The organism is Marinobacter sp. B-21 (assembly GCF_056857895.1).
Genome location: NZ_JBSXNZ010000050.1, coordinates 18,582 through 40,791 on the forward strand (window position 1 = coordinate 18,582; position 22,210 = coordinate 40,791).

Genomic DNA, 22,210 nt, shown 5'->3' on the forward strand with positions numbered 1-22,210 from the left:
CTCCTTATTCCTGCAGCTGCTTCGGATCGATCTGTTTCACGGTTGTCAGCTTCTGGACCATGCTGGTGGTCTGCTTGCGGCCACCGAACATGTTGAATTCGCTGTCACCGTTGCAGCCGTCGCCGAAGCTGAAGCCGCAGCCATTGCGCTCGCCGTAGGCGGTGGCATCCGGGAAGGCCTCTTTGGCCAGCTCGCGGTGGCTGGTGGGGATCACGAAGCGGTCCTCGTAGTTGGCAATCGCCAGGTAGCGGTACATTTCATCGGCCTGGGCCTTGGTCAGTCCCGCTTCCTCCAGGGCGCGCAGGTCTTCCTTGCCGTCCACGGTTTCTGCCCGCTTGTACAGGCGCATGGCCATGATCCGCTTGAGGGCCCGGACGATCGGCTTCTCGTCACCGGCGGTGAGCAGGTTAGCCAGGTACTTAACCGGAATCCGCAGGCTTTCGATCTTCGGTAATACGCCGTCAAACTCGACCTTGCCGGCTTCCGCGGCTGACTGGATCGGGCTCAGGGGCGGCACGTACCAGACCATGGGCAGGGTGCGGTATTCCGGGTGCAGCGGCAGGGCCAGCTTCCAGTCCACCGCCATCTTGTAGACCGGGCTCTGCTGGGCCGCTTCGATCACGTTCATGGGGATGCCGTCTTTCTTCGCCTGCTTGATCACTTCCGGATCGAACGGGTCCAGGAAGATTTCCAGCTGCTTTTCGTACAACTCGTGCTCGCCCGGGGCGCTGGCCACTTCCTCGATGCGGTCGGCATCGTACAGCAGCACGCCCAGGTAACGGATACGGCCTACGCAGGTCTCGGAACACACGGTCGGCATACCGGCTTCGATACGCGGGTAGCAGAAGATGCACTTCTCGGACTTGCCGGTTTTCCAGTTGAAGTAGATCTTCTTGTACGGGCAACCGGAGACACACATCCGCCAGCCGCGGCACTTGTCCTGGTCGATCAGGACGATGCCGTCCTCTTCCCGCTTGTAGATGGCACCACTTGGGCAGCTGGCAACACAGGCCGGGTTCAGGCAGTGCTCGCACAGGCGCGGCAGGTACATCATGAAGGTGTTTTCGAACTGGCCGTAGATGTCTGCCTGGACCTGGTCAAAGTTCTTGTCCTTGCGGCGCTTGGCGAACTCGGTACCCAGGATTTCTTCCCAGTTCGGGCCCCACTCGATTTTCTGCATGCGCTGACCGGAGATCAGCGATCGGGGCCGGGCTATCGGCTGGTGTTTGCTGTCGCCCGCGGTGTGCAGGTGCTGGTAATCGAAATCGAACGGCTCGTAGTAGTCGTCAATTTCCGGCAGGTCCGGATTGGCGAAGATGTTTGCCAGCACCCGGAAGCGGCCACCGATCTTCGGGCGGATCTTGCCGGAGCTGTCGCGCATCCAGCCGCCTTTCCACTTGTCCTGGTTCTCCCACTCTTTCGGGTAGCCGATACCGGGCTTGGTTTCGACGTTGTTAAACCAGGCGTACTCCATGCCTTCCCGGCTGGTCCATACGTTTTTGCAGGTGACTGAACAGGTGTGGCAACCAATGCACTTGTCCAGGTTCAGCACCATGCCGACTTGGGAACGGATTTTCATTTTACAGCCTCCTGAACAGTGTCATTGCCTTCACCGTCGAGCCAGTCGACGTTGTGCATCTTGCGCACCACCACGAATTCGTCGCGGTTCGAGCCTACGGTGCCGTAGTAGTTGAAGCCGTAGGAGTACTGGGCGTAACCGCCGATCATATGGGTCGGCTTCGGACACACCCGGGTGACCGAGTTGTGGATGCCGCCCCGGGTACCGGTGATCTCCGAGCCCGGAATGTTCACAATCCGCTCCTGGGCGTGATACATCATCACCATGCCCGGCATCACCCGCTGGCTGACCACAGCCCGGGCCGCAATGGCGCCGTTGGCGTTGAACAGCTCGATCCAGTCGTTATCCTCGATGTTCAGTTCCTTCGCATCGTCCTCGCTCAGCCACACGATCGGGCCACCGCGGGAGAGGGTCAGCATCAGCAGGTTGTCGCTGTAGGTGCTGTGGATACCCCACTTCTGGTGCGGCGTGATCCAGTTCAGCGCTTTCTCGGCGTTGCCGTTACTGCGCTGGTTCAACATACTGCTGACCGTCTTGGTGTTAATGGGCGGACGGTAGACCAACAGGCTCTCGCCGAAGGCCCGCATCCACTCGTGGTCCTGGTAGAACTGCTGGCGACCGGTCAGGGTGCGCCAGGGGATCAGCTCGTGGACGTTGGTGTAGCCGGCGTTGTAGGACACGTGTTCATCTTCCAGGCCAGACCAGGTGGGGCTGGAGATGATCTTGCGCGGCTGCGCCACGATGTCCCGGAAGCGGATTTTTTCCTCTTCCTTGTTCTTCGCCAGATGGGTGTGGTCCAGGCCGGTCATCTCAGACAGCGCAGCCCAGGCTTTCACCGCCACCTGGCCGTTGGTTTCCGGCGCCAGGGTCAGGATCACTTCCGCGGCATCAATGGCGCTTTCGATCTTCGGACGGCCAGCGTTGGCACCTTCCACATGCTTGTAGTTCAGGTCACCCAGGAACTTCACTTCTTTCTCGGTGTTCCAGTTGATGCCCTTGCCACCGTTACCCAGCTTGTCCATCAACGGCCCAAGGGAGGTAAAGCGTGCGTAGGTGTTCGGGTAATCCCGCTCAACGGTGATGAAGTTGGGTGCAGTCTTGCCCGGGATCAGATCGCACTCACCCCGCTTCCAGTCCTTCACGTCAAAGGGCTGGCCCAGTTCCGCAGGCGCGTCGTGCAGCAGCGGCAGGGTAACCACGTCTTTCTCGACGCCCAGATGACCTTCGGTCGCTTTGGAGAAGGCCTTGGCAATGCCCTTGTAGATTTCCCAGTCACTGCGAGCTTCCCAGGCCGGATCAGTGGCTGCGGTGAGCGGGTGAATGAACGGGTGCATGTCTGAGGTATTCAGGTCGTTCTTCTCGTACCAGGTGGCCGTCGGCAGCACGATGTCGGAATACAGACAGGTGGTGGACATCCTGAAATCCAGGGTCACCAGCAGGTCGAGCTTGCCCTCGGGCGCCTCGTCATGCCATTTGACCTCTTTCGGCTTGGCGCCGCCTTCGTGGCCGAGATCCTTGCCCTGCAGGCCACTCTTGGTGCCCAGCAGGTACTTCAGCATGTACTCGTGGCCCTTGCCGGAGGAGCCCAGCAGGTTGGAGCGCCAGATGAACATGTTGCGCGGGTGGTTCTGGGGTGCTTCCGGATCCTCACTGGCAAAGGCCAGGGAGCCATCCTTCATGGACTGGGCCACGTAATCCGACACTTCCATGCCGGCTTTTTCCGCTTCGGCGGCAATGCCCAGCGGGTTGCGGTTCAGCTGCGGTGCAGACGGCAGCCAGCCCATGCGCTCGGCGCGCACGTTGTAGTCGATCAGGCTGCCACCGAATCTGGACTTGTCGGCCAGCGGCGACAGGATTTCGTCAACACCCAGCTTCTCGTAACGCCACTGACCGGAGTGGGCGTAGAAGAAGGAAGTGGAGTTCATGTGCCGGGGCGGGCGCTGCCAGTCCAGACCAAAGGCCAGCGGCTGCCAGCCGGTCTGCGGCCGCAGTTTCTCCTGGCCAACATAGTGCGCCCAGCCGCCACCGCTCTGGCCGATACAGCCACACATGATCAGCATGTTGATCAGGCCACGGTAGTTCATGTCCATGTGGTACCAGTGGTTCATACCGGCACCGACGATGACCATGGAACGGCCCTTGGTCTTGTCGGCGTTGTCGGCGAACTCACGGGCAATGCGAATCACTTTTTCGGCAGGCACGCCGGTGATCTTTTCCTGCCAGGCCGGGGTGTAGGGCTTCACTTCGTCATAGGAGGTGGCGCCGTCATCCTCGCCCAGGCCACGGCTGATGCCGTAGTTGGCCACCATCAGGTCGTAGACGGTGACCACGCGACCCTCGGTTCCATCAGCCAGCTGCACCTTGCGGGTACCCAGCTTGTGCTTGAGGATGTCCTTGATTTCAACATGCTGGAAATGGTCATGCTCGATGCCGCCGAAGTAGGGGAAGGCCACATCGACGACGTCGTCGTGTTTCTCCACCATGGACAGCTGCAGGTTTACGTCGGCGCTGTTGGCGGTCTGCTTGAGGTTCCATTTGCCCTTCTCACCCCAGCGGTAGCCGATCGAGCCATTCGGCGCGGTCAGCTCACCGGACGCCTCATCAATGGCGATGGTTTTCCACTCGGGGTTGTTCGCTTCACCCAGGCCATCCACCAGATCGCTGGCGCGCAGAAACCGGCCCGGCACGAAGCTGCCATCGTCCTTCTCGTCCAGCATGACCAGGTAAGGCATGTCGGTGTAGCGGCGCACGTAGTCGGTGAAGTATTCGCTTGGCTTGTCGACGTGAAATTCCTTCAGGATCACGTGGCCCATGGCCATACCGAGCGCGGCGTCGGTGCCCTGCTTGGGGTTCATCCACTCGTCGGACAGCTTGGAGACCTCGGCGTAGTCCGGGGTGATGGCCACGGTCTTGGTGCCCTTGTAACGCACCTCGGTGAAGAAGTGGGCATCCGGCGTCCGGGTCTGGGGCACGTTGGAGCCCCAGGCGATGATGTAGCCGGAGTTGTACCAGTCGGCGGATTCCGGCACGTCGGTCTGCTCACCCCAGGTTTGCGGCGAGGCCGGCGGCAGGTCGCAGTACCAGTCATAGAAGCTCATGCAGACGCCGCCAATCATGGACAGGTAGCGGCTGCCAGCGGCGTAGGACACCATGGACATGGCCGGAATCGGAGAGAAACCGATGATGCGGTCCGGGCCATGCTTTTTGGCGGTGTAGACGTTGGAGGCGCCAATCAGCTCGTTGACCTCATCCCAGCTCGAACGCACAAAGCCGCCCATGCCTCGGCGGGGCTTGTACTCAGCGGTTTTTTTCGAGTCTTCGACAATGGAAGCCCAGGCTTCGACAGGGTCGTTATGTTGCATTTTCGCCGCACGCCAGAGCTTCATCAGGTGCTTGCGCATTAACGGGTACTTCAGGCGGTTGGCGCTGTACATGTACCAGGAGTAGCTGGCGCCCCGGGGGCAGCCGCGGGGCTCGTGATTGGGCAGATCCGGGCGGGTGCGGGGGTAGTCGGTCTGCTGGGTCTCCCAGGTGACCAGGCCATTCTTGACGTAGATTTTCCAGCTGCAGGAGCCGGTACAGTTAACGCCGTGGGTGGAACGCACGATCTTGTCATGCTGCCAGCGCTGGCGGTAGCTGTCTTCCCACTCGCGGCTGACGTCGTGGGTTTCGCCGTGGCCGTTCGCGAACGGCTCGCGCTTCTTCCTGAAGTAGTTCAGTTTGTCGATCAAATGACTCATGGTCTCTCTCTCCATCTGCCCGTCTGCCGGATCGCTGCTCTGATTCAGCTCCGATTTGAGACCATTGTGTGTGAGAAAAACCGCAAAATCTGCGTGGTTACTACCACATAACCCGCCTCTACCACCCTGGTGGTAGGTGGTTTATATCCCCCGGTGGAGAAAGCTCTCACGCTCGTGCCGGCGGCTCTCACGGGCAAACAGGAACAGGCAGCCGGCAAGCAGGAGGAAGAGAATCATGAAAACGGCGCTGCGAATGCCCAGCCAGTGGTTAACACCACTGAATATCACCAGCAGGCCAAAGGCCACGGAGTAGGCGCTCACCAGCAACAAACCGGCAACAAATGCCGCCACCGTGCGATTTTCAACAATAACCAGCCTCTGCAGGCTGCCCATGGTGCAACCCATGGCCAGCCCCAGGGTTACCACAAACACGCCCTCGACCCGCATGGGCAGAGCGAATTTCACCAGGATTGTGGCGTCGACGCCCTGGATAAACAGCGTCATGGGTGGGTACGACAGCACAAACAATGCGATGAGACAGACCACCAGCGCCCGGCTGACAACCCTGGCGCTGCCGAACCGGTCTGATAACCCGCCCCCGGCAATCTGGGCCAGGGCACCCGGAATAACGAACCACTGTGCCAGCCGTGCGCCAGAGTCCACCGGCAGCTCAAACTGGCCAGACAGGTAGTCCGGCAACCAGAGAGCCAGCGCAAAGAAGCTGCCAGCCACAATGCCAAAGTAGCCACACAGTTGTCCGGCCCGCTTTCGCCTCATTCTTTGCAACAATACCCTGACAGATGTTTCAGCGGCGGAGTCCGCCGCCGCATCTTCCGGATCGGTCAGCATGATCAGCAGCGCAAGAACCAGGACAAGCACGACAAGATAAGCCAGTGGAACCGCGTGCCAGGAAAAAGCCTCATGGACCAGCGGCACCAGATAGTAATTGAAGCCGGCACCGATAACGCCTGCGCCGAACACACCCAGCACCAGGCCGAGGCGCGAGGACTCGCAATGGCGCGTCACGAACTGCAACCCGGCACTGTAATAGCCCCCGGCCAGCCCAAGCCCACCAGCGGCGATGAGGTAACCCGGGAAGGTATCGGTGATCAGAAGTATCGCCATGCAGGCGGCCAGCCCGGACAGGCAGATCAACATGATCCGGCGGGCGCCGAATTTCTGCGCTGCCAGCCCGGCAGGAATGGCCAACGCGGCACTGACCGCCATAGGCATTGCCAGCAAGAAGCCGAACTGGAGATTGCCGAGGTTCAGCTCTGAGCGCAGGTGCACGCCAGCTACCGCAAACAGGGTCCAGCTTCCGGCAGCAATGACAAAGCCTGCCACCGCCAAGGGCAGCACGACGGCCAGTGACGCCAGCCGGTCATCTGCTCGATCCGCCTCTGACTCCATTAATGTCACTCTGTGAAACAAACCTGACTTTCAGTTTCATCCTTTGATCCCTGGAGGGTCAAAGATTATGATGGGTTACCAACTATTGGGGTAATTGACTATCCTCAAGGAGGTATGAGGGACCACAAAGCCCGGGCATAATCCGCCCCGGCGTGCCAGACGCACCGATGCGCGAGATCTCATGAAATCCAGAAGCCCACTTGTTAACCGAATTGCCCTTGTCGTCGGCGCCGTGGTGCTGACCGCGCTGGTGAGCATGGCCACCACACTTGCCGTGTCCAAGAGCATTGAGGGCAATGCCACTGCCATTAACCTGGCCGGCGCCCTTCGCATGGGGGCTTTCCAGTTGCTCGCCCGAAGCGCCGGCCCGGTAACGGCGGAATCCGGACCGGGCTCAATGGGGCAGATGCTTGACCGTTACCGGGAAAAACTGGCCGACACAGGTATCACCAGGACCATTCCGGGGGCCCGGGACCACCCTCTGGCCAGCCAGTACCAGGCTATTCTGGATTCGTGGGAAGAGGTGCTGCGGCCCGCGCTGAACGATCACCCCCAGGGCACCCCGGTAACGGGTGTCATGCTGACTGCAACCGAAAAGTACGTTGACGATGTGGATCGGCTGGTGAGCATGCTGGAACAGCGCACCGAAGCCCGGATCGATCTGTTGCATCTGATCCAGATCATCAGCCTGGCCTTTTCCGTCCTGATTATTGTCGCGCTGTTTATCGATCTCAAGAACCGCATTCTCCGGCCACTTCGCAAACTGGTCAGTGTAGCCATCGCCGTGGGCGACCAGGATTTCTCCAGGAAGACCAATATGAGGGGCTCCGATGAACTCGCCCAGCTCGGGCAGGCATTTGACCAGATGACCAGCGAGCTGGCGCTGACCTACTACGAACTGGAAGAAAGAGCCCGCCTGAAAACCGAGGAACTGGAAAAAAGCCACGCGGCACTGCAGTTGCTCCACTCAGCAAGCCGGGACCTGTTTGCCAACCACGATTTATGCCATGGCTCCATCCCCATGCTACAGGAGCTGGAACAGCTTCTCGGCATCGGGCCCATCCGCCTGTACCTCCATGACAGGGAATCCTCGGAGCCGGTGGAGGCTGTCACCACGGCCAGCCAGGAGCGGCCCTTCTATTGCAACGACCACCATTGCAACGCCTGCCTGGTCACGCCTGAGGTGTATGACGAACTTCCCCTGGAAAACAACGACGGGCGCCGGCTGCTGCTGCCGATACGCACCCCCGGCCAGCTGCTTGGCACCCTGGAAGTCTGGTACCCCGCCGACGAAGGCCTCTCGAAAACCGCCCGCCGGCTTCTGGAAACCCTCAGCGACCAACTGGCCACCGCCATTTTCCTGGAGCGGCAGATTACCGAGGAACAGCAACAGACCCTGGCTGAGGAGCGCACCGTGATCGCCCGGGAACTGCACGATTCCCTGGCCCAGTCACTCTCCTACCTGAAAATGCAGGTTGCCCGGCTGAGGCGCCTCAACATCGACGGCGAGCAGCAATCGGTTCACGAAGCCATTCTGGATGAACTCAGCACCGGCCTGAACAGCGCCTACCGCCAGCTGCGGGAGTTGCTGGCCACCTTCCGACTGAAGCTGGACACGCCGGACCTGGCCACGGCACTGCGAAAGACCGTCGAGGAATTTTCGGTGCGGCTGGGCAAGCCGGTGGAGTTGCAATACAACCTGCCACCCCAGACCCTGTCACCGAACGAGGAAATCCACACCCTGCAGATTGTCCGGGAAAGCCTGGCCAATGCGGTCAAACACGCAGATGCCACCGACATCAGCGTCGATGTGCTGTTCGAATCCCCCCAGGTCCGGGTACAAATCCGGGACAATGGCAAGGGCTTGCCCGGCGGCGACCAGCCGGTCAATCACTATGGACTGATCATCATGCAGGACCGCGCCAGAACCCTGGGTGGCCAGGTCAAGGTACAAAACCGGGATGAAGGCGGCGTGGAAGTCACGCTATTATTTGTGCCCAAAAGCCGGAACCTGATTCCCACAGAAGCTTCAAACGCCTGATTACAAGAGAGAACCCGATGTCTGAATCACCCGCTAGTATTCTGCTGATCGACGACCACCCCCTTCTTCGCCAGGGCATCAAACAGCTCATCGAAATGGAAGACGACATGGTCGTTGCCGGAGAGGCCAGCAATGCCGCCGACGGCATTCGACTGGCCACTGAACTGGAGCCGGACCTGATTCTGATGGACCTGAACATGCCGGAAATGGACGGCATTGAAGCCCTGAAAAAACTGCGTGAGCAGAACATCAGTTCCCGTATTGTGATGTTTACCGTCTCGGACCAGGAAGACGACGTGGTGGCGGCACTGCGGGCCGGCGCGGACGGCTACCTTCTCAAGGACATGGAGCCTGAAGACATGATCGCCCAGCTTCACCAGGCGGCCGTCGGCAAGATGGTTATCAGTGACCGCCTGACTACGCTGTTAGCCGAGGCCCTGCGCTCCAACAAACCCCAACAGGCATCGCGCCCGGATTTCGACAGCCTGACCCCCCGGGAAAAGGACATTCTCCGCCTGATCGCCGAAGGCCTGTCCAACAAGATGATCGGTCGCAAGCTGGACATCAGTGATGGTACCGTCAAGGTCCATGTGAAGCACCTGCTGAAAAAACTGAACCTGCGCTCACGGGTGGAAGTTGCCGTGTGGGCGGTAGAGGAAGGCCTGCACCGCTGAGGGGCATTCCACCGGGGTCAGATGAAAATGGGGTCAGATGAAAGTTCATCTGACCCCATTTTCATCTGATCCCAGGCACTTCTGAGTTATATCAAAGTCCCGGCTCCGGTTTTCATCTACCCTGCTCCAGTCACCAAACATGGAGCTGATCATGCTGCTGCCCAGGTTGCCATCATTCCCCTCACACTTGCCACTGCTTGACCAGACCCTGACAGTACTCCGGGAATACCTGCCCTCCCCCGCGCCGGTGCTTGGCGCTATTGATCGCGGAATCCCGGTGCCCCTCAAACAGTTGGCGGCCGAGGCGCCCCTCAATCGGCTGTTTGCTCAAGCGATCAATGACGGAGAATTTGAAGACTTCGAAGGCCATCGTATCCGGCTGGAAGTGAGCGGCGGGCAACCGGGCATCACCATTGGCTTCTGGGCCGGCCGTCTGCGAGTGATCGATGGTCCGGGCGAGGCGACGATCCGGGGCTCATTAGCCGCCTTCAAAACCCTGGCGGAGCGTCGGCAAGATCCTGACCAGCTGTTTTTCCAGCGACGCCTGATAATCGAAGGAGACACCGAGCTTGGGCTGGCGCTAAAAAACCTGCTGGATAGTCTGGAGTGGAATTTCACCATCCGTCGGTTTCTGTTCAGTCAACAATAGCCCTGCAATGCCACCGCCCTCTCTTGATAACAATCAATAATAATACACCTATAACAACTGGCCGAACTAACGCTTTCCGGGCTCGCCTGGCTGTTTCGCCAGGAAGCCGGATAATTAATACCAAAGCGCCAGGTAATTAGGCCAAAGGTACCATTTATCCATCTGTTTCGTGGAGCCTAAAGTGAATGCAGCCAGAAAAACCACTGGCCATAAACATTCATTACATATACTGGAGATTGCCATGAAGTGGACCGACCCGGATTTCAAAGACCTGAGATTGGGCTTTGAAGTAACAGCCTACGTTTACGTTCGCTAACTGTCCCACTCTGTTCCCGTAAGTAATCTCTGCTGCGGGAACAGCTTCCGAATGTGCACCATTTCATCAGTGAGGCACCCGTGGCTGATTCAAACAATCACAACAGCCGGTCCAGATTCCGCATCGCCCCGGTATTCATGTTCCGGTGGGAAGAGTCCCAGCAAGCCTACGTTCTGATGTACCCCGAAGGCATCGTCAAGCTGAACACCACGGCCGGCGAAATCCTGACCCGCTGTAACGGAACGAACACAGTCGACGACATTGTTCATCAACTGTCCAAACTGTTCTCCGAACAACCTGAATTCATCGAACCCCGCGTTCACCAGTTTCTGGAGGTGTGCCATGGCAAAGGCTGGATCCAACCTCAATCTTGATGGCCAGGGCAACCCCGTGTGGCTGCTTCTGGAACTGACCTACAAGTGCCCTCTCAAATGCGCATTTTGCAGCAACCCGACCGATCTCGATGACCATCAGGATGAGCTGACCACCGCCGAATGGAAAACCGTGATTCAGGATGCCCGCAAGATGGGAGCCATGCAGATTGGTTTCTCCGGTGGCGAACCCACTCTCCGCAAGGATCTGGAAGAGCTGGTGGCGGAAGCCAACGAACTGGGGTATTACACCAATCTGATTACATCCGGCATCGGCCTTACCCGCAAGCGGCTGGAAAACCTGAAAAAAGCCGGTCTGCGCCATATCCAGCTCGGTTTCCAGTCGAGCGATCCACAAACGGCCCATTGGCTTGCGGGTGTCGACTGCTACGAAAAGAAAGTCAACATGGCCCGGGAGATCAAAGCCCTTGGTTTTCCGATGGTTCTTAACATGCCGATATCCAGCCTTAACATCCACCAGGTACCGGACATCATCGATCTGGCCGCCGACATCGGCGTTGAATATCTGGAACTGGCTAACGTGCAGTATTACAACTGGGCCCTGGTGAACCGGGACCAACTGATGCCCACCCGAGAAGCGCTGGAGACAGCAGAGGCCCAGGTTGCCGAAGCCCGCAAGCAGCTCGGCGACAAAATGACCATTTTCTTTGTTATACCGGACTACTACGAAGGCCGCCCCAAAGCATGCATGAATGGCTGGGGCAGTATTCACCTGACCATCGCACCGGACGGTGTGGTACTGCCCTGTTCACAAGCGCGCTCCTTGCCCGGCCTCGACTTTCCCGGTGTTCGCGATCATGACCTCAACTGGATCTGGCACGAGTCCGAGAGTTTCAACCTGTACCGGGGGGACAATTGGATGAAAGAGCCCTGTCACAGTTGCTCGGAAAGAGAGCTGGATTTCGGTGGTTGTCGCTGCCAGGCCATGCTGCTGACCGGCGATGCCGCCAACGCAGACCCAGCCTGCAGCAAATCACCCCATCATCACATCGTCCAGGAAGCCGTAACCAGAGCACTTGCAACAAAGCAGGACCACAAAAAGCTTATTGCCCGCGATGTGGGCTGGGTACCAACGAAGGTGTGATATGAAGTTACCTCACGATTCATTCGCGGGAACAGTCGCCACGGGAATTGCCCTGACCGTTGTGCTTTATCTGGTAACGGGTGCCTATATTCAGGCGGGATTATCATGACCTGGACATTGATGGATATCGCCCTGCGCTGGCTCCACATCGTGTTTGCGTTGATCTGGGTTGGCCATAACTACGCCAATGTGGTCAAGACCCCAAGGTTCATTCCCTTACGCATTGATCCTGATGAGGGGGGCGCACGATCATCCGATCTGACCCGACGCATGCACCAGGAACACGGCACTTTCCGGTACGCGTCCCTGGTAGTTCTGGCCTCAGGCGCCCTCATGCTCTGGAATCGCGACATTCTTGCTGAGGTACTGATGCTTCAGGGCCACCATGCGGTTATTGGAGTCGGCGCCTGGATCGGTATCATCATGGTGCTGAACCTCTGGTTCGTACTCTGGCCCCATCAGAAGAAAGTACTGGGTTTTGTACCGGCACCGGCCACAGAGCGGATCCACTGTTCACGAATCACATTTCTATCATCCCGAACCAACACCATCCTCTCTTTCCCGCTGATTTTCTTTATGGCTGCCGGAAGTCACGGGCTGGCGCTGTTCTGATGAGCCGCAAGGAAGGCGTCTATAACTTTGCCGCAGGGCCGGCCGCCTTGCCGCCAGAGGTGCTGGCGCGGGCCCAGGCAAGCCTGGCCGATTGGCAGGGGCTGGGCTACTCATTACTGGAAGCGCCATTCACCAGCGATGAATTCAAAGCCCTGTTGGACACCACCCGGCTCCAGGTAAGGGCGGCCCTGGCAGTGCCAGACCGCTATCAGGTGGTTTTTCTGCAAGGCGGCGCATCGGCGCAATTCTCACTGGTTCCGTTGAACCTGTTGCCGCCAACGGCCATGGCCGGCTATGTGGAAACTGGCCATTGGTCGGCAAGGGCACTTGAGGAGGGACGCCGGTATGGCCGAAGCCACGTAGTTGCCAGCACCCGAGGCAGTGGTTTTGACCGTGTGCCTGCCGTTTCTGAATGGGCGCTGAATGAAAGTATCCACTATTGCCACATAACCCCCAACGAGACCGCAAATGGTGTCCAGTTCCCCGGAGACCCGGATTGTGGCGATATCCCTCTGATCGCGGATATGACCTCCGAGTTCCTGTCGCGCCCTGTCGATATCGAACGTTACGGCATGATTTACGCGGGAACCCAGAAAAACCTGGGCCCCACCGGCCTGGTTATTGCCATTATACGGGAGGATCTGCTGGGACAGGCACGACCGGAAACCCCGACTGTGTTCAATTATCAGTTACTGATTGATCGCCAGAATCGCATCAATACGCCCCTGATGTTCGCCATTTACCTGGTTCACCTGATGCTCGACTGGATTGAGGAGCAAGGCGGGGTCGAGACTCTTCATTCCCACAATATTGCCCAGAGCCAGACAATTTATCGCATCATTGACGAAGACGACTTCTTTTACTGCCCGGTAATACCAGAGCACCGTTCCATCATGAACGTGTGTTTTGGCACACGTGATGAAAACCAGCAGCAGCGGTTTCTTGGCGAGGCTGACGCAATGGGGCTGGCGAACCTGGCGGGGCACAGTCACGCCGGAGGACTTCGAGCCAGCCTCTACAATGCCCAGCCGGATGCCGCAGTCGCAGCTCTGGCCTCTTTCATGACCCATTTCCGCCAGCGCCATGGCTAACCTGCTTGCCAGACCGACCATTACCCGGGAGCAGGCCTTCCTGAGGGCCTGCAACCTCATTCCCTACCTCGCTTGCCAGGAAGTCGATGGCATCCTGATCAGCTTCGACTTCGGAAAACCAGTCACCGATGCCCATTACCGCCAATGGCGGGACCCTGAACTTCAGGCGAGCACCTGCCGGACCATTGAAGCCTGCCAGCATCATCTCAACGGAAGTTCCGCTCTGCTGACCAATGGCGGCGTGTGTTCGCGCCAAAACTATCTGGACCGGCTCAGTGCCGGTGCCGATCTGGTGCAACTGCACAACGCGCTTGTGTTCGAAGGGCCTGACATTGGCTGGAAATTCAGTCAATAACCCGAACCAGCGACTCCCCCGAGCCACGCTCATGCACCTGGCCGAACGGATGGAGCGCCAGCCCGTGTTCCCTCGCCGTTTTCTCAAAACCGACCCGGCCCCGTTCGGCGACACAGACCAGCAGGCCGCCACTGGTCTGGGGATCGAACAACAACGTCTTGTCCAGTTCTGTCAGGCCCCCAAAGGCATCGCCCAACGATGCAGCATTCCGATGGGTGCCACCGGGAATACAGTCCGAATCAATATAGCGTGCGAGGTTCGGTATCTGCGGCACTGAATTTCGGTTAATGGTAGCGCCAACACCACTGCCACGGCAGACCTCCAGCAAGTGGCCAGCAAGACCAAAACCGGTAACATCCGTCATGGCATGTACCTCGTCCACGGAAGCGAAGACCTCACCCACTTTATTAAGGGTACACATGGTTTCGACGGCGACCGCCAGATCGGCTTCGTCAATCCGATGCTTTTTCAGCGCGCTGGTCAAAATTCCCACGCCAAGTGGCTTGGTAAGGTACAGCAGGTCGCCGGGCCGGGCGCTATCGTTACGCACAACACGATGCACCGGCACCTGACCGGTAACGGCCAGCCCGAAGATCGGTTCCGGCGAATCAATGCTGTGCCCCCCGGCCAGTGCGATTCCAGCGTCCGCACATACCGCCTGCCCACCTTCGATTACCCGGGCGGCGATCTCCGGCGCCAACTGGTTTACCGGCCAGCCCAGTATCGCGATTGCCATCAATGGCTTTCCGCCCATGGCATAGACATCACTGATGGCGTTTGCAGCCGCAATCCGGCCAAAATCATAGGCATCGTCTACCACGGGCATAAAGAAATCCGTGGTACTGATAATCCCCAGGCCATTACCGACATCCAAGACGGCAGCATCATCCCGGCTGGCATTGCCGACCAGAAGTCGCGGGTCGTGATAATCGGGGGTCGTAGCGTGAAGAATGCGGTCCAGGACATCCGGAGCAATTTTACAGCCGCAGCCGGCTCCGTGACTGAATTCGGTAAGTCGCGTTGACAAAACAGGGTCCTTTTGTGGCTGTTTTCTATTGAGATAGCGTCAGGCTTTCGGCCCATTGCGGAAAAGGCTTCCAGCCGGCAAGCCAGTCCGCCAGTTTTTCCCGGGCCAGTGGTGGTGATATTGCGTAGCCCTGGGCAAATTCACAGCCCAGGCTTAGCAGTATTTCACCCTGTTCTATGGTTTCCACGCCCTCTGCAATCAATTCTCTACCAAAAACCCGGGATAATCCGATGATCCCTCTCAAAATCGAATAATTCTCCTCAGTATCGTTCACACCACTGACGAATTCGCGGTCTATCTTGAGGGCATGGACGGGCAACTGCTTGAGATAAGAAAGCGATGAATATCCGGTACCAAAGTCATCCAGTGAAAAAGTGACACCCAGTCGCCTGCAATCGTCAATAATACTCACAACTTTATCAAGCTCACCCAGAGTCGCCGATTCCAGTATTTCCAGGTCAAGGCGAGCGGGATCCAGATCGGGAAACCTTCCCAGAATATCCCGGAGCCTCTCAGCGAACCCCGGTGCCTGCAACTGGATTGCTGCCACATTCACACTGATGTTCATGTGAATTCCCCGACTGTCCCACATACTCATCTGCGTCAATGCTTCAAATAAAACCCACTCGCCTATCTCGACCATCAAAGGATGGTGTTCAATCGCGGGCAAAAAACCGTCAGGGGATAGAAAACCGATATCTGGATGCTGCCAGCGAATAAGCGCCTCAACCCCTTTCACCTCGCCGGTCCTCAGGCTTACTTTTGGCTGATATAAAAGCCTGAACTGCCCGTATTCAAGCCCCTTCCTGATGTCCGACAGAAGCCGCTGGCGGGACCGGTCCGCTTTCTTTTCCCCGACATCCAGGAACAGCCAGTTTCCTTTGAGCTCCTGCTTGGCGCGGAAAAGCGTCTGGTCTGCCTGGCGCAGAAGTATGTCGGCATCTTCATCGACATGTCCAAGCTCATTATCAGGAAACACTACAATTCCTGCAGTAAACGACACCAACGCCGAGCCGCCTCCCAGATCGAAGGGCTGGCGAGCAGTCAGTTGCAGAGCACGGAGCCTGATTTCCACCTGACTGGCATCCGGAAGAAGCAGGGCAAACTCATCCCCACCGATCCGGGCGAGAGCGGCATCGGGAGGTAGTGCATCCAGCCAGCGCCGGGCAAGTAATCCCAGCATACGGTCGGCCGTTTCTTCCCCGAAACGCGCGTTAATCTCTTGAAAGTTGTCCAGGTCCATGGAAACCAGCGCCGCGGAATCATTTTTCAGATCGCCACGGTCAAGCAGCTCCCGAATAAACCGGGTAATACCATTACGGTTCCACAAACCGGTAAGGGGGTCTGCGTAAGCCAGGAATTCCACCTGTTTCTGATGATCACTTGCCTGGTCCTCCAGAGCCCGGTTCAACCGCTCACTCTGCAGTCGCTGCAACTCATCCTCAGCTTTGTGTCTGGCCATTTTTTCCCGCATCAGTTGAATGGTGCTGGCAGAGAGTTTCCCGTAAATCTCCAGCAATGCGGTTACAAGAACGGATACGGAACCATTAAGTTCAGAATCAACCCGCTCTCGGGCCTCCTCCAAAGGCTTGCCTGCCTTCATGGCTTTTATAGTCAGGGCCATGCGCCGGTCTGATTCAAGGATGTGAAAGGCAAGCCAGCGAGTCAGATAATCAAACAGCTCGGCCAGGACATCTTCTTGTGGCGCTTTGCTTTGCCGGAGCATCTGGATCCGGGCAAAAAACATCTGGTGTGAGTCGTGGTGATTCCGGGCCATCTCCGTCCCGCCAAGAGTTTTCTCCCAGACGCCCTCCTCATATCTGAAATGGTAGGAGGCATAGGCAAGAAGCTCATCAAGCAGGTGTAAACCATCCAGAACCGAACTGCCTGAGGCAAAATGCCACGCCAGACGATTCAGAATACTCACCAGCACCCGGTGCTGCTCATCAATGTCCTCCAGGCCCGTCTCGAAGTTACGGTTCCAGGGAAAGATCTCGAAGACATCCGTCTCGCTCTGCCAGGGCATTGTCACCTTTAACGCGCTCCCGATTGCAAAAGTAGGGCAACAGCTGACAGTTTAGTTCAAAACAATGCCCCGGGCTTTGCTGTATATCAGAAGGGCAACTATTACCGGGCCGACGCTGGCCACCATTAACGGCTCAGATCAGCCCCAATTCCAGACGAGCTTCCTCATCGAGGCTGTCGTAGCTCCAGGGTGGATCAAAAACAATGTCTATCTTGCTGTCTTCGACGTAAAGAACCAACTCTTTCATGCACTGGGAAAATGAGAACAACTCTTGTCACCTGGGTTCCGACTTCTCGACCCTTCTCTGCGTTTTTCACGTCCCCGCTTTAGTTGGTTGGATTTACACTCATTACTTATAAGATCCAGCCACCTCAAGTGCTGATCCCAGACCCCGTCTTTAATATGCTCCGGTTTTTTGCAAACCATCGTTATTTCCTCACCCGAATGGACCGTTGCTTTGCCTGGAAATGTTCGTTGTGAGATCTCCAGCAAACATTAAGGCAAATATTAAGCCAGATCGGAAAACTACTGGGATTACAACCTTCGGCTTTTAAAACCGAGGCAATAAGGACACAAAAACCGCTCCGTCCTGGCGAACAGTGTCGCGATGACATCAGTTACCAGGAAAACCGTGTCCAAAGAACAACGGCACCGGCATGAGAAACGAAAACTCTTGTTTTTTTGGCTAATTAACAACAACTTAATCAGTGGCACACAAAATGCTTATACATCTGCGAGAAAAGCCCTTTTGGTTTGTAACACTGAAATATTTGAGGTCCTTAGCCGGGTTGTCAAAATGGTACACGAGCACTTACTGACGAATGTCACCAGAGAGCCGGTCAGCGAAGAACTGCCGGGCGATTTTGCGATGTGGTTATTTATCCTCATGGAATTAACCGTATTTGCTATCTTCTTCATCAGTTTCGCGACCATGCAAAACCTTTATCCCGCCATGTTCGGGACTGGGAAATCCTCGCTTCATCCAGTGGCTGGCCTGATATGTACACTGGCACTGATTACCAGCAGCTATTTTGTCGCTCTGGCGGGAATCCGGTTGCGGCAGGGAAATGAATCCCGCTGTAGCCTGTTTCTGGCGGCGGCGCTAATGGCAGCAACGTTCTATCTGATCACAAAATTCTCGGAGTACTCGCAACTGATCCAGGCCGGATACGATCTGTCGACCAATACGTTCTACACACTCTATTTTTTCATAACGTTTTTCCACCTGATGCACGTTGTCCTGGGTATGGTAATTCTGGGTTACATGCTCCACCGCACCCGTCAGGGCGCTTATGCAACGGGGGAACATTCAGGTTTCGAATCCGGAGCCTCATATTGGCACATGGTTGACCTGGTCTGGATCATACTTTTCCCCATCATTTACGTAATCCACTAGAGTTGAATTCATCGGAGTGGCTGAATGAGTGCACTGACTATCAAGGCAACCAATTCCTGGCTGATCCTCATCTCCCTGACACTTCTATCGCTGGCCGTCTCCGAATGGGTAGAGAACCCGGCCATGATGATCCTGTTCGTCGTTTTGGCCGTGATCATCAAGGGTCGGAGTATTGTCGACATTTTTATGGGTCTGAATACCGCACCAGTTGTCTGGCGCCGGCTCCTGCTCAGCTATGTCATAGTGGTTCCCGCAATCATCGGTGCAGTTATTGTGTGGCTGTGAATTGCAGGTAGCCCACGAAAATTCCGACCAGTGATGTCATGACAAAGAAATAACCCGTTATAATCCAGCGAGTGAGCGGCGCAGCGTGCCGCAGGCCCATAAAGTCCCGTATGATCCAACGTCCCTTAAGAAGAACAATCAGGCAGATGAAAAAGGTTGCCATGACAGAAGGGGGGCCGGACTCGCCAACCAAAACACTAAGTAGCGTCAGTCCGACCAGTCCCAGCCATACCAGATTTGTCCTGTCCAACTTCTTCCTTCCTGCGTCGTAGTTCTGTGGTGTTTGCAGCATGAACTTATCTCAGGACGTAGATTAAGGGAAAAATGAGAATCCAGACCAGATCAATCATGTGCCAGTAGCTGGCGGCCCCTTCCAGGCCGTCGTGAGAGTCGACGGTATAATGACCCAGGGCGGCCAATACAGCGGTGCCGAGGATGGTACAGGTGCCGATGACAACATGAAGGAAGTGATTGAACATCAGATAGTAATAAGTAGCGAAAAAATAGTTGGTACGGGCTGTGATGCCTCTTGCTTCATTCCACTGGTATTCCCATGCCTTGACCAGACAATAGGTCACGCCGGCACCGACCGTGCAAAGTAACCAAATCACGGTCTGGCGTTGTGCGCCCCGTTTGATTGCCTGAACCGCCCGGGCAACACAAAAGCTGCTCGTGAGCAACACAAGGGTATTAAGAAAGCCAGCCAGGGTGTTCAGCTGTATGGGGCCTTCACGGAATTCCTCTGGAAAGTAAAACTTGGCAACCAGAAATGCGAGAAAGAAAAAAGCGAATTCCGTCAGCTCCGCATAAATGAAAATCCATACGGCGATACTTCCCGGCGTGTGGCTCTTTGTCCGGGCAACATCAGGGCCGGTTGATCTGAAAAGCTCAAATGTCGTCATTCTGCCAACCGTCAAAAGTGTGCGTCGACCAACCTCAGCAGCGGTTGCTGAGTTGTCGGTTCATCCGTCAGTGGCTCGATCAAGCAATACAGGCAGGCCTTTCGGGCGGGACAGCCACTTTTGAGCATCTTTCCGGCGTAGATCAGTAAGCGGGTTGAGACAGCTGCCGTGAGATCGATATCAGTCAGCCGGCGAATATCCGTCGCCAGTTTTACGAGTTGCCCGGCAGTGGCCTCATCAATACCTGCTTCATGGGCAATGATCGAAGCTTCAACCGAGGGCTCCGGATAATCAAAACTCATGGCAACAAACCGTTGCCGGGTGCTGGGTTTCAGGCCCTTGACCATATTCTGGTAAGAAGGGTTGTAGGAGACCACTAGCATAAAGTCGTCATGAGCGGTCAGGGTTTCGCCGGTGCGTTCAAGGTGAACGGTTCGCCGGTGGTCCGACAGCGAATGCAAAGCAACCGTTGTATCCTTGCGAGCCTCGATAATTTCATCGAGATAACAGATCCCGCCCTCACGAGCAGCCCGGGTTAGCGGGCCGTCCTGCCAATAGGTTCCCTCGGGGCCAATGAGGTGTCGCCCCAACAGATCCGCAGCGGTCAGATCATCGTGACAGGAGACGGTATAAAGAGGGCGTTCCAGCTGTTCTGCCATATGTTCAACAAAGCGTGTCTTGCCGCAACCTGTCGGGCCTTTGATCAGCACTGGCAAACGATGCTGAACCGCATATTGAAATATTTCACATTCATCATTCTGAACCTGGTAATAACTATGGCTATTCATGACCACCTCAAAATCAGTGCGTTGATACGTTCAGGTAAATCCGGGGCAATACTTTCGGGAGCTGGGTGGGATCATTGACTACGGCAAAACCATCGCGGCCAAATAGGTAGGGCAGGTAATCATTGCCCTGCTCATCCACCGTAACGCAGTAGGGTGTTATCCCCAGTTGTTGGGCTTCAATAATCGCCTGTCGGGTGTCTTCAATCCCGTAACGCCCTTCGTATTGATCCAGGTCGTTGGGCTTGCCGTCACTGACCAACAACAGGACACGGTGAGCCTGGGGCTGCATCTCCAGGATCCGGGTGGACTGCCGGATTGCGGCCCCCATACGGGTATAGAAACCTGGTTTGATTCGGGCAATACGGCCACGGACCCGATCACTGTACGGCTCACCAAAGTTCTTCATTAGCTGATAGCGGACATGACTGTTGCGCACGGAGGAGAAGCCATAGATAGCGAACTCATCCCGTGTCTGGTTCAGGCCTTCGGCCAGCACCATCAGACTGTCGCGGATTACATCAATCACCTGGCAGTCGTCATTGACGTAACCTTCGGTCGACAGGGACAGGTCCGCCAGGATCAGGCAGCAGAAATCACGATGGGTCTGGCGCTGATCGAGAAAAAAATTCTGTCTGGCGGTATCCCTGAGCGGTCTGCTGAAGTCATCAAGCCAGGCATCAAGGTCGAGGTCCTGGCCGTCCGGCTGGCCCCGAAGCCGGGTGCGCCGTAGTCCCAGCAGGGAAAACTTCTGCTTGACCTCCTCACTGGTCTGCCGGAGATGTGCCGGTAACATGACCGGCTCTGCTTCATCCGCCAGAAGCGGTTGCAAGAGGCAGGCATCGGGCCGTAAACGCCCTTGTTTGTAGTGCCACTCCGGTAAGCGGATTCCCGGTCCCAGGCACAGTTCGTCGTTTTCCGCTGCTGGCAGATCCAGATCAAACTTCACCTTTGCCGCATTGGCTTTGCGCTGGCGTGAAACCGTAATCAGGTCGATGTCATTGGCGATCTGCTCGAAATCATCATCGCTGTCATCATCCTGACAGCGATCAAGATTGATCTGTTCGGTCCAGCTCATGAGGCTGTCGGGCAGAAACACCAGCAAGCCATCCGTTTCATGCTCATCATCGATTCGCTGCGCCTGTTTGCGTTGCTGCAGGGTTTGTTGTTCGGACGAGCGTTCTCCCGCTTCAGATTCCGGCCCGGATCCGGCCGTGCTGACCGGTACGCTGAACAGGGTCGGCGGTGTGGGGTACAACCATAGCCAGACTGGAAAGCAGTCAAATGCCGATGATGGCAGATCAGCCCGAAGCCCCGGATTTCGCAATGCTTGGGCAACCGCCAGTTCCTGGCGCCGGAGATCCTCGGGAAGATTCTCAATTGACGGTCTCAATGCCATCAGTTCGGCCACAAGCTCCTTATACTGCCTGTTGAGGCCGGGATAAGACGATGTCAATGCCAGGACGGCCTGCTGATTGTCCCGAAACCAGTCGCGTACCTGTGGCAAGTGGGCGGCCACCGCCACCAGCCAGTAATAGAGCGATGTATTGAGCCGGGCGGACGAAAATACCGCCAGTGACGACGGCAAACGCACACTGCGGTCATCCTGCCAAGGCAGTGCAAAACGCTGATGGCTGCCGGCGACACGCTGCATGCCTGTTCGCCTGAGCCGGACCTTTCGGGTATCGGCAGGCTCCAGGGTTTTGCCCGGTGCGCCGCCCAGCGCCCGATAGTAGAGCGTAAGCTCTGCCTGCAGATCCGCGAGATTGACCGATGCGCTGGTAAAATCAGAGGTCACCTGCCGGGTAACCCAGCGATCCCAGACCTTGCCGATAAATTCTTCCAT

At 56.9% G+C, this 22,210-nt stretch carries 21 protein-coding genes; 11 read left to right on the forward strand and 10 right to left on the reverse strand.

Annotation, left to right across the window (positions count from 1 at the left end; genetic code table 11):
- Positions 1 to 4: 4 nt before the first annotated feature.
- From narH to AC13C0_RS03710, 3 genes are all read right to left on the reverse strand, one after another.
- Positions 5 to 1,579, reverse strand: coding sequence for a nitrate reductase subunit beta (gene narH / locus AC13C0_RS03700; RefSeq protein WP_117618190.1), 1,575 nt, complete (start codon positions 1,577 to 1,579; stop codon positions 5 to 7).
- Entirely contained in the window at positions 1,576 to 5,319 is a 3,744-nt protein-coding gene (locus AC13C0_RS03705) for a nitrate reductase subunit alpha (protein WP_117618191.1), read from the reverse strand. The genes narH and AC13C0_RS03705 overlap by 4 nt, the downstream gene beginning before the upstream one ends.
- 141 nt (positions 5,320 to 5,460) lie before the next feature.
- Entirely contained in the window at positions 5,461 to 6,729 is a 1,269-nt protein-coding gene (locus AC13C0_RS03710; RefSeq protein ID WP_117618192.1) for an MFS transporter, read from the reverse strand.
- Positions 6,730 to 6,910: 181 nt separating this feature from the next.
- Between AC13C0_RS03710 and AC13C0_RS03715 the strand changes: the two genes are divergently transcribed.
- The 9 genes from AC13C0_RS03715 (at position 6,911) to AC13C0_RS03755 (ending at position 13,943) form a co-directional block, all read left to right on the forward strand.
- Complete coding sequence (locus AC13C0_RS03715) at positions 6,911 to 8,770, forward strand: histidine kinase (RefSeq protein ID WP_341582563.1); 1,860 nt, start codon at positions 6,911 to 6,913, stop codon at positions 8,768 to 8,770.
- Positions 8,771 to 8,787: 17 nt separating this feature from the next.
- Positions 8,788 to 9,444: a two-component system response regulator NarL gene (gene narL, locus AC13C0_RS03720; RefSeq protein WP_117618194.1), complete on the forward strand. Its 657-nt coding sequence runs from the start codon at positions 8,788 to 8,790 to the stop codon at positions 9,442 to 9,444.
- A 151-nt stretch (positions 9,445 to 9,595) separates the two neighbouring features.
- Complete coding sequence (gene ubiT / locus AC13C0_RS03725; RefSeq protein WP_117620328.1) at positions 9,596 to 10,093, forward strand: ubiquinone anaerobic biosynthesis accessory factor UbiT; 498 nt, start codon at positions 9,596 to 9,598, stop codon at positions 10,091 to 10,093.
- Positions 10,094 to 10,334: 241 nt separating this feature from the next.
- Positions 10,335 to 10,409 (forward strand): pyrroloquinoline quinone precursor peptide PqqA, encoded by a 75-nt coding sequence (gene pqqA / locus AC13C0_RS03730; protein ID WP_099617646.1) that lies wholly within the window; start codon positions 10,335 to 10,337, stop codon positions 10,407 to 10,409.
- Between the two features lie 137 nt (positions 10,410 to 10,546).
- On the forward strand, positions 10,547 to 10,783 hold the full coding sequence (pqqD, locus tag AC13C0_RS03735) for a pyrroloquinoline quinone biosynthesis peptide chaperone PqqD (protein WP_117620329.1): 237 nt from the start codon (positions 10,547 to 10,549) through the stop codon (positions 10,781 to 10,783).
- Entirely contained in the window at positions 10,752 to 11,885 is a 1,134-nt protein-coding gene (gene pqqE / locus AC13C0_RS03740; RefSeq protein WP_341582564.1) for a pyrroloquinoline quinone biosynthesis protein PqqE, read from the forward strand. The genes pqqD and pqqE overlap by 32 nt, the downstream gene beginning before the upstream one ends.
- A gap of 105 nt (positions 11,886 to 11,990) precedes the next feature.
- Positions 11,991 to 12,497 (forward strand): urate hydroxylase PuuD, encoded by a 507-nt coding sequence (locus tag AC13C0_RS03745; protein ID WP_341582566.1) that lies wholly within the window; start codon positions 11,991 to 11,993, stop codon positions 12,495 to 12,497.
- Positions 12,497 to 13,588: a 3-phosphoserine/phosphohydroxythreonine transaminase gene (gene serC, locus AC13C0_RS03750; protein WP_341582567.1), complete on the forward strand. Its 1,092-nt coding sequence runs from the start codon at positions 12,497 to 12,499 to the stop codon at positions 13,586 to 13,588. Before AC13C0_RS03745 ends, serC begins: the two co-directional genes overlap by 1 nt.
- Complete coding sequence (locus AC13C0_RS03755) at positions 13,581 to 13,943, forward strand: hypothetical protein (protein WP_482953974.1); 363 nt, start codon at positions 13,581 to 13,583, stop codon at positions 13,941 to 13,943. The genes serC and AC13C0_RS03755 overlap by 8 nt, the downstream gene beginning before the upstream one ends.
- Here the strand turns inward: AC13C0_RS03755 and selD are convergent.
- The 3 genes from selD to AC13C0_RS03770 all read right to left on the reverse strand — a co-directional run bounded on the left by selD (position 13,933) and on the right by AC13C0_RS03770 (position 17,264).
- The gene (selD, locus tag AC13C0_RS03760) at positions 13,933 to 14,970 is read right to left on the reverse strand and encodes a selenide, water dikinase SelD (protein ID WP_341582570.1); all 1,038 of its coding nucleotides are present in this window, start codon (positions 14,968 to 14,970) and stop codon (positions 13,933 to 13,935) included. The genes AC13C0_RS03755 and selD overlap by 11 nt on opposite strands.
- Positions 14,971 to 14,995: 25 nt before the next feature.
- Positions 14,996 to 16,996 carry a putative bifunctional diguanylate cyclase/phosphodiesterase gene (locus AC13C0_RS03765; RefSeq protein WP_341582788.1) on the reverse strand — a complete coding sequence of 667 codons (2,001 nt, stop codon included), beginning with the start codon at positions 16,994 to 16,996 and terminating at the stop codon, positions 14,996 to 14,998.
- A gap of 133 nt (positions 16,997 to 17,129) precedes the next feature.
- The gene (locus AC13C0_RS03770) at positions 17,130 to 17,264 is read right to left on the reverse strand and encodes a hypothetical protein (protein WP_341582572.1); all 135 of its coding nucleotides are present in this window, start codon (positions 17,262 to 17,264) and stop codon (positions 17,130 to 17,132) included.
- A 363-nt stretch (positions 17,265 to 17,627) separates the two neighbouring features.
- Between AC13C0_RS03770 and AC13C0_RS03775 the strand changes: the two genes are divergently transcribed.
- On the forward strand, positions 17,628 to 18,392 hold the full coding sequence (locus AC13C0_RS03775; protein ID WP_227539488.1) for a cytochrome c oxidase subunit 3 family protein: 765 nt from the start codon (positions 17,628 to 17,630) through the stop codon (positions 18,390 to 18,392).
- 24 nt (positions 18,393 to 18,416) lie between these two features.
- Positions 18,417 to 18,677: a cytochrome C oxidase subunit IV family protein gene (locus tag AC13C0_RS03780; protein ID WP_117618201.1), complete on the forward strand. Its 261-nt coding sequence runs from the start codon at positions 18,417 to 18,419 to the stop codon at positions 18,675 to 18,677.
- On the opposite strand, the gene AC13C0_RS03785 is transcribed toward AC13C0_RS03780, so the two are convergent.
- The 4 genes from AC13C0_RS03785 to AC13C0_RS03800 are packed head-to-tail and all read right to left on the reverse strand — an operon-like array spanning position 18,661 to position 22,210.
- Positions 18,661 to 18,969, reverse strand: a complete 309-nt coding sequence (locus AC13C0_RS03785) for a cytochrome C oxidase subunit IV family protein (protein ID WP_117618202.1) — start codon at positions 18,967 to 18,969, stop codon at positions 18,661 to 18,663. The genes AC13C0_RS03780 and AC13C0_RS03785 overlap by 17 nt on opposite strands.
- 4 nt (positions 18,970 to 18,973) lie before the next feature.
- The gene (locus AC13C0_RS03790; RefSeq protein WP_482953975.1) at positions 18,974 to 19,594 is read right to left on the reverse strand and encodes a cytochrome c oxidase subunit 3 family protein; all 621 of its coding nucleotides are present in this window, start codon (positions 19,592 to 19,594) and stop codon (positions 18,974 to 18,976) included.
- A complete protein-coding gene (locus AC13C0_RS03795) occupies positions 19,591 to 20,367 on the reverse strand; it encodes a CbbQ/NirQ/NorQ/GpvN family protein (RefSeq protein WP_117618204.1) in 777 nt (258 codons plus the stop codon). Before AC13C0_RS03795 ends, AC13C0_RS03790 begins: the two co-directional genes overlap by 4 nt.
- A gap of 13 nt (positions 20,368 to 20,380) precedes the next feature.
- Positions 20,381 to 22,210, reverse strand: coding sequence for a nitric oxide reductase activation protein NorD (locus tag AC13C0_RS03800; protein WP_482953976.1), 1,830 nt, complete (start codon positions 22,208 to 22,210; stop codon positions 20,381 to 20,383).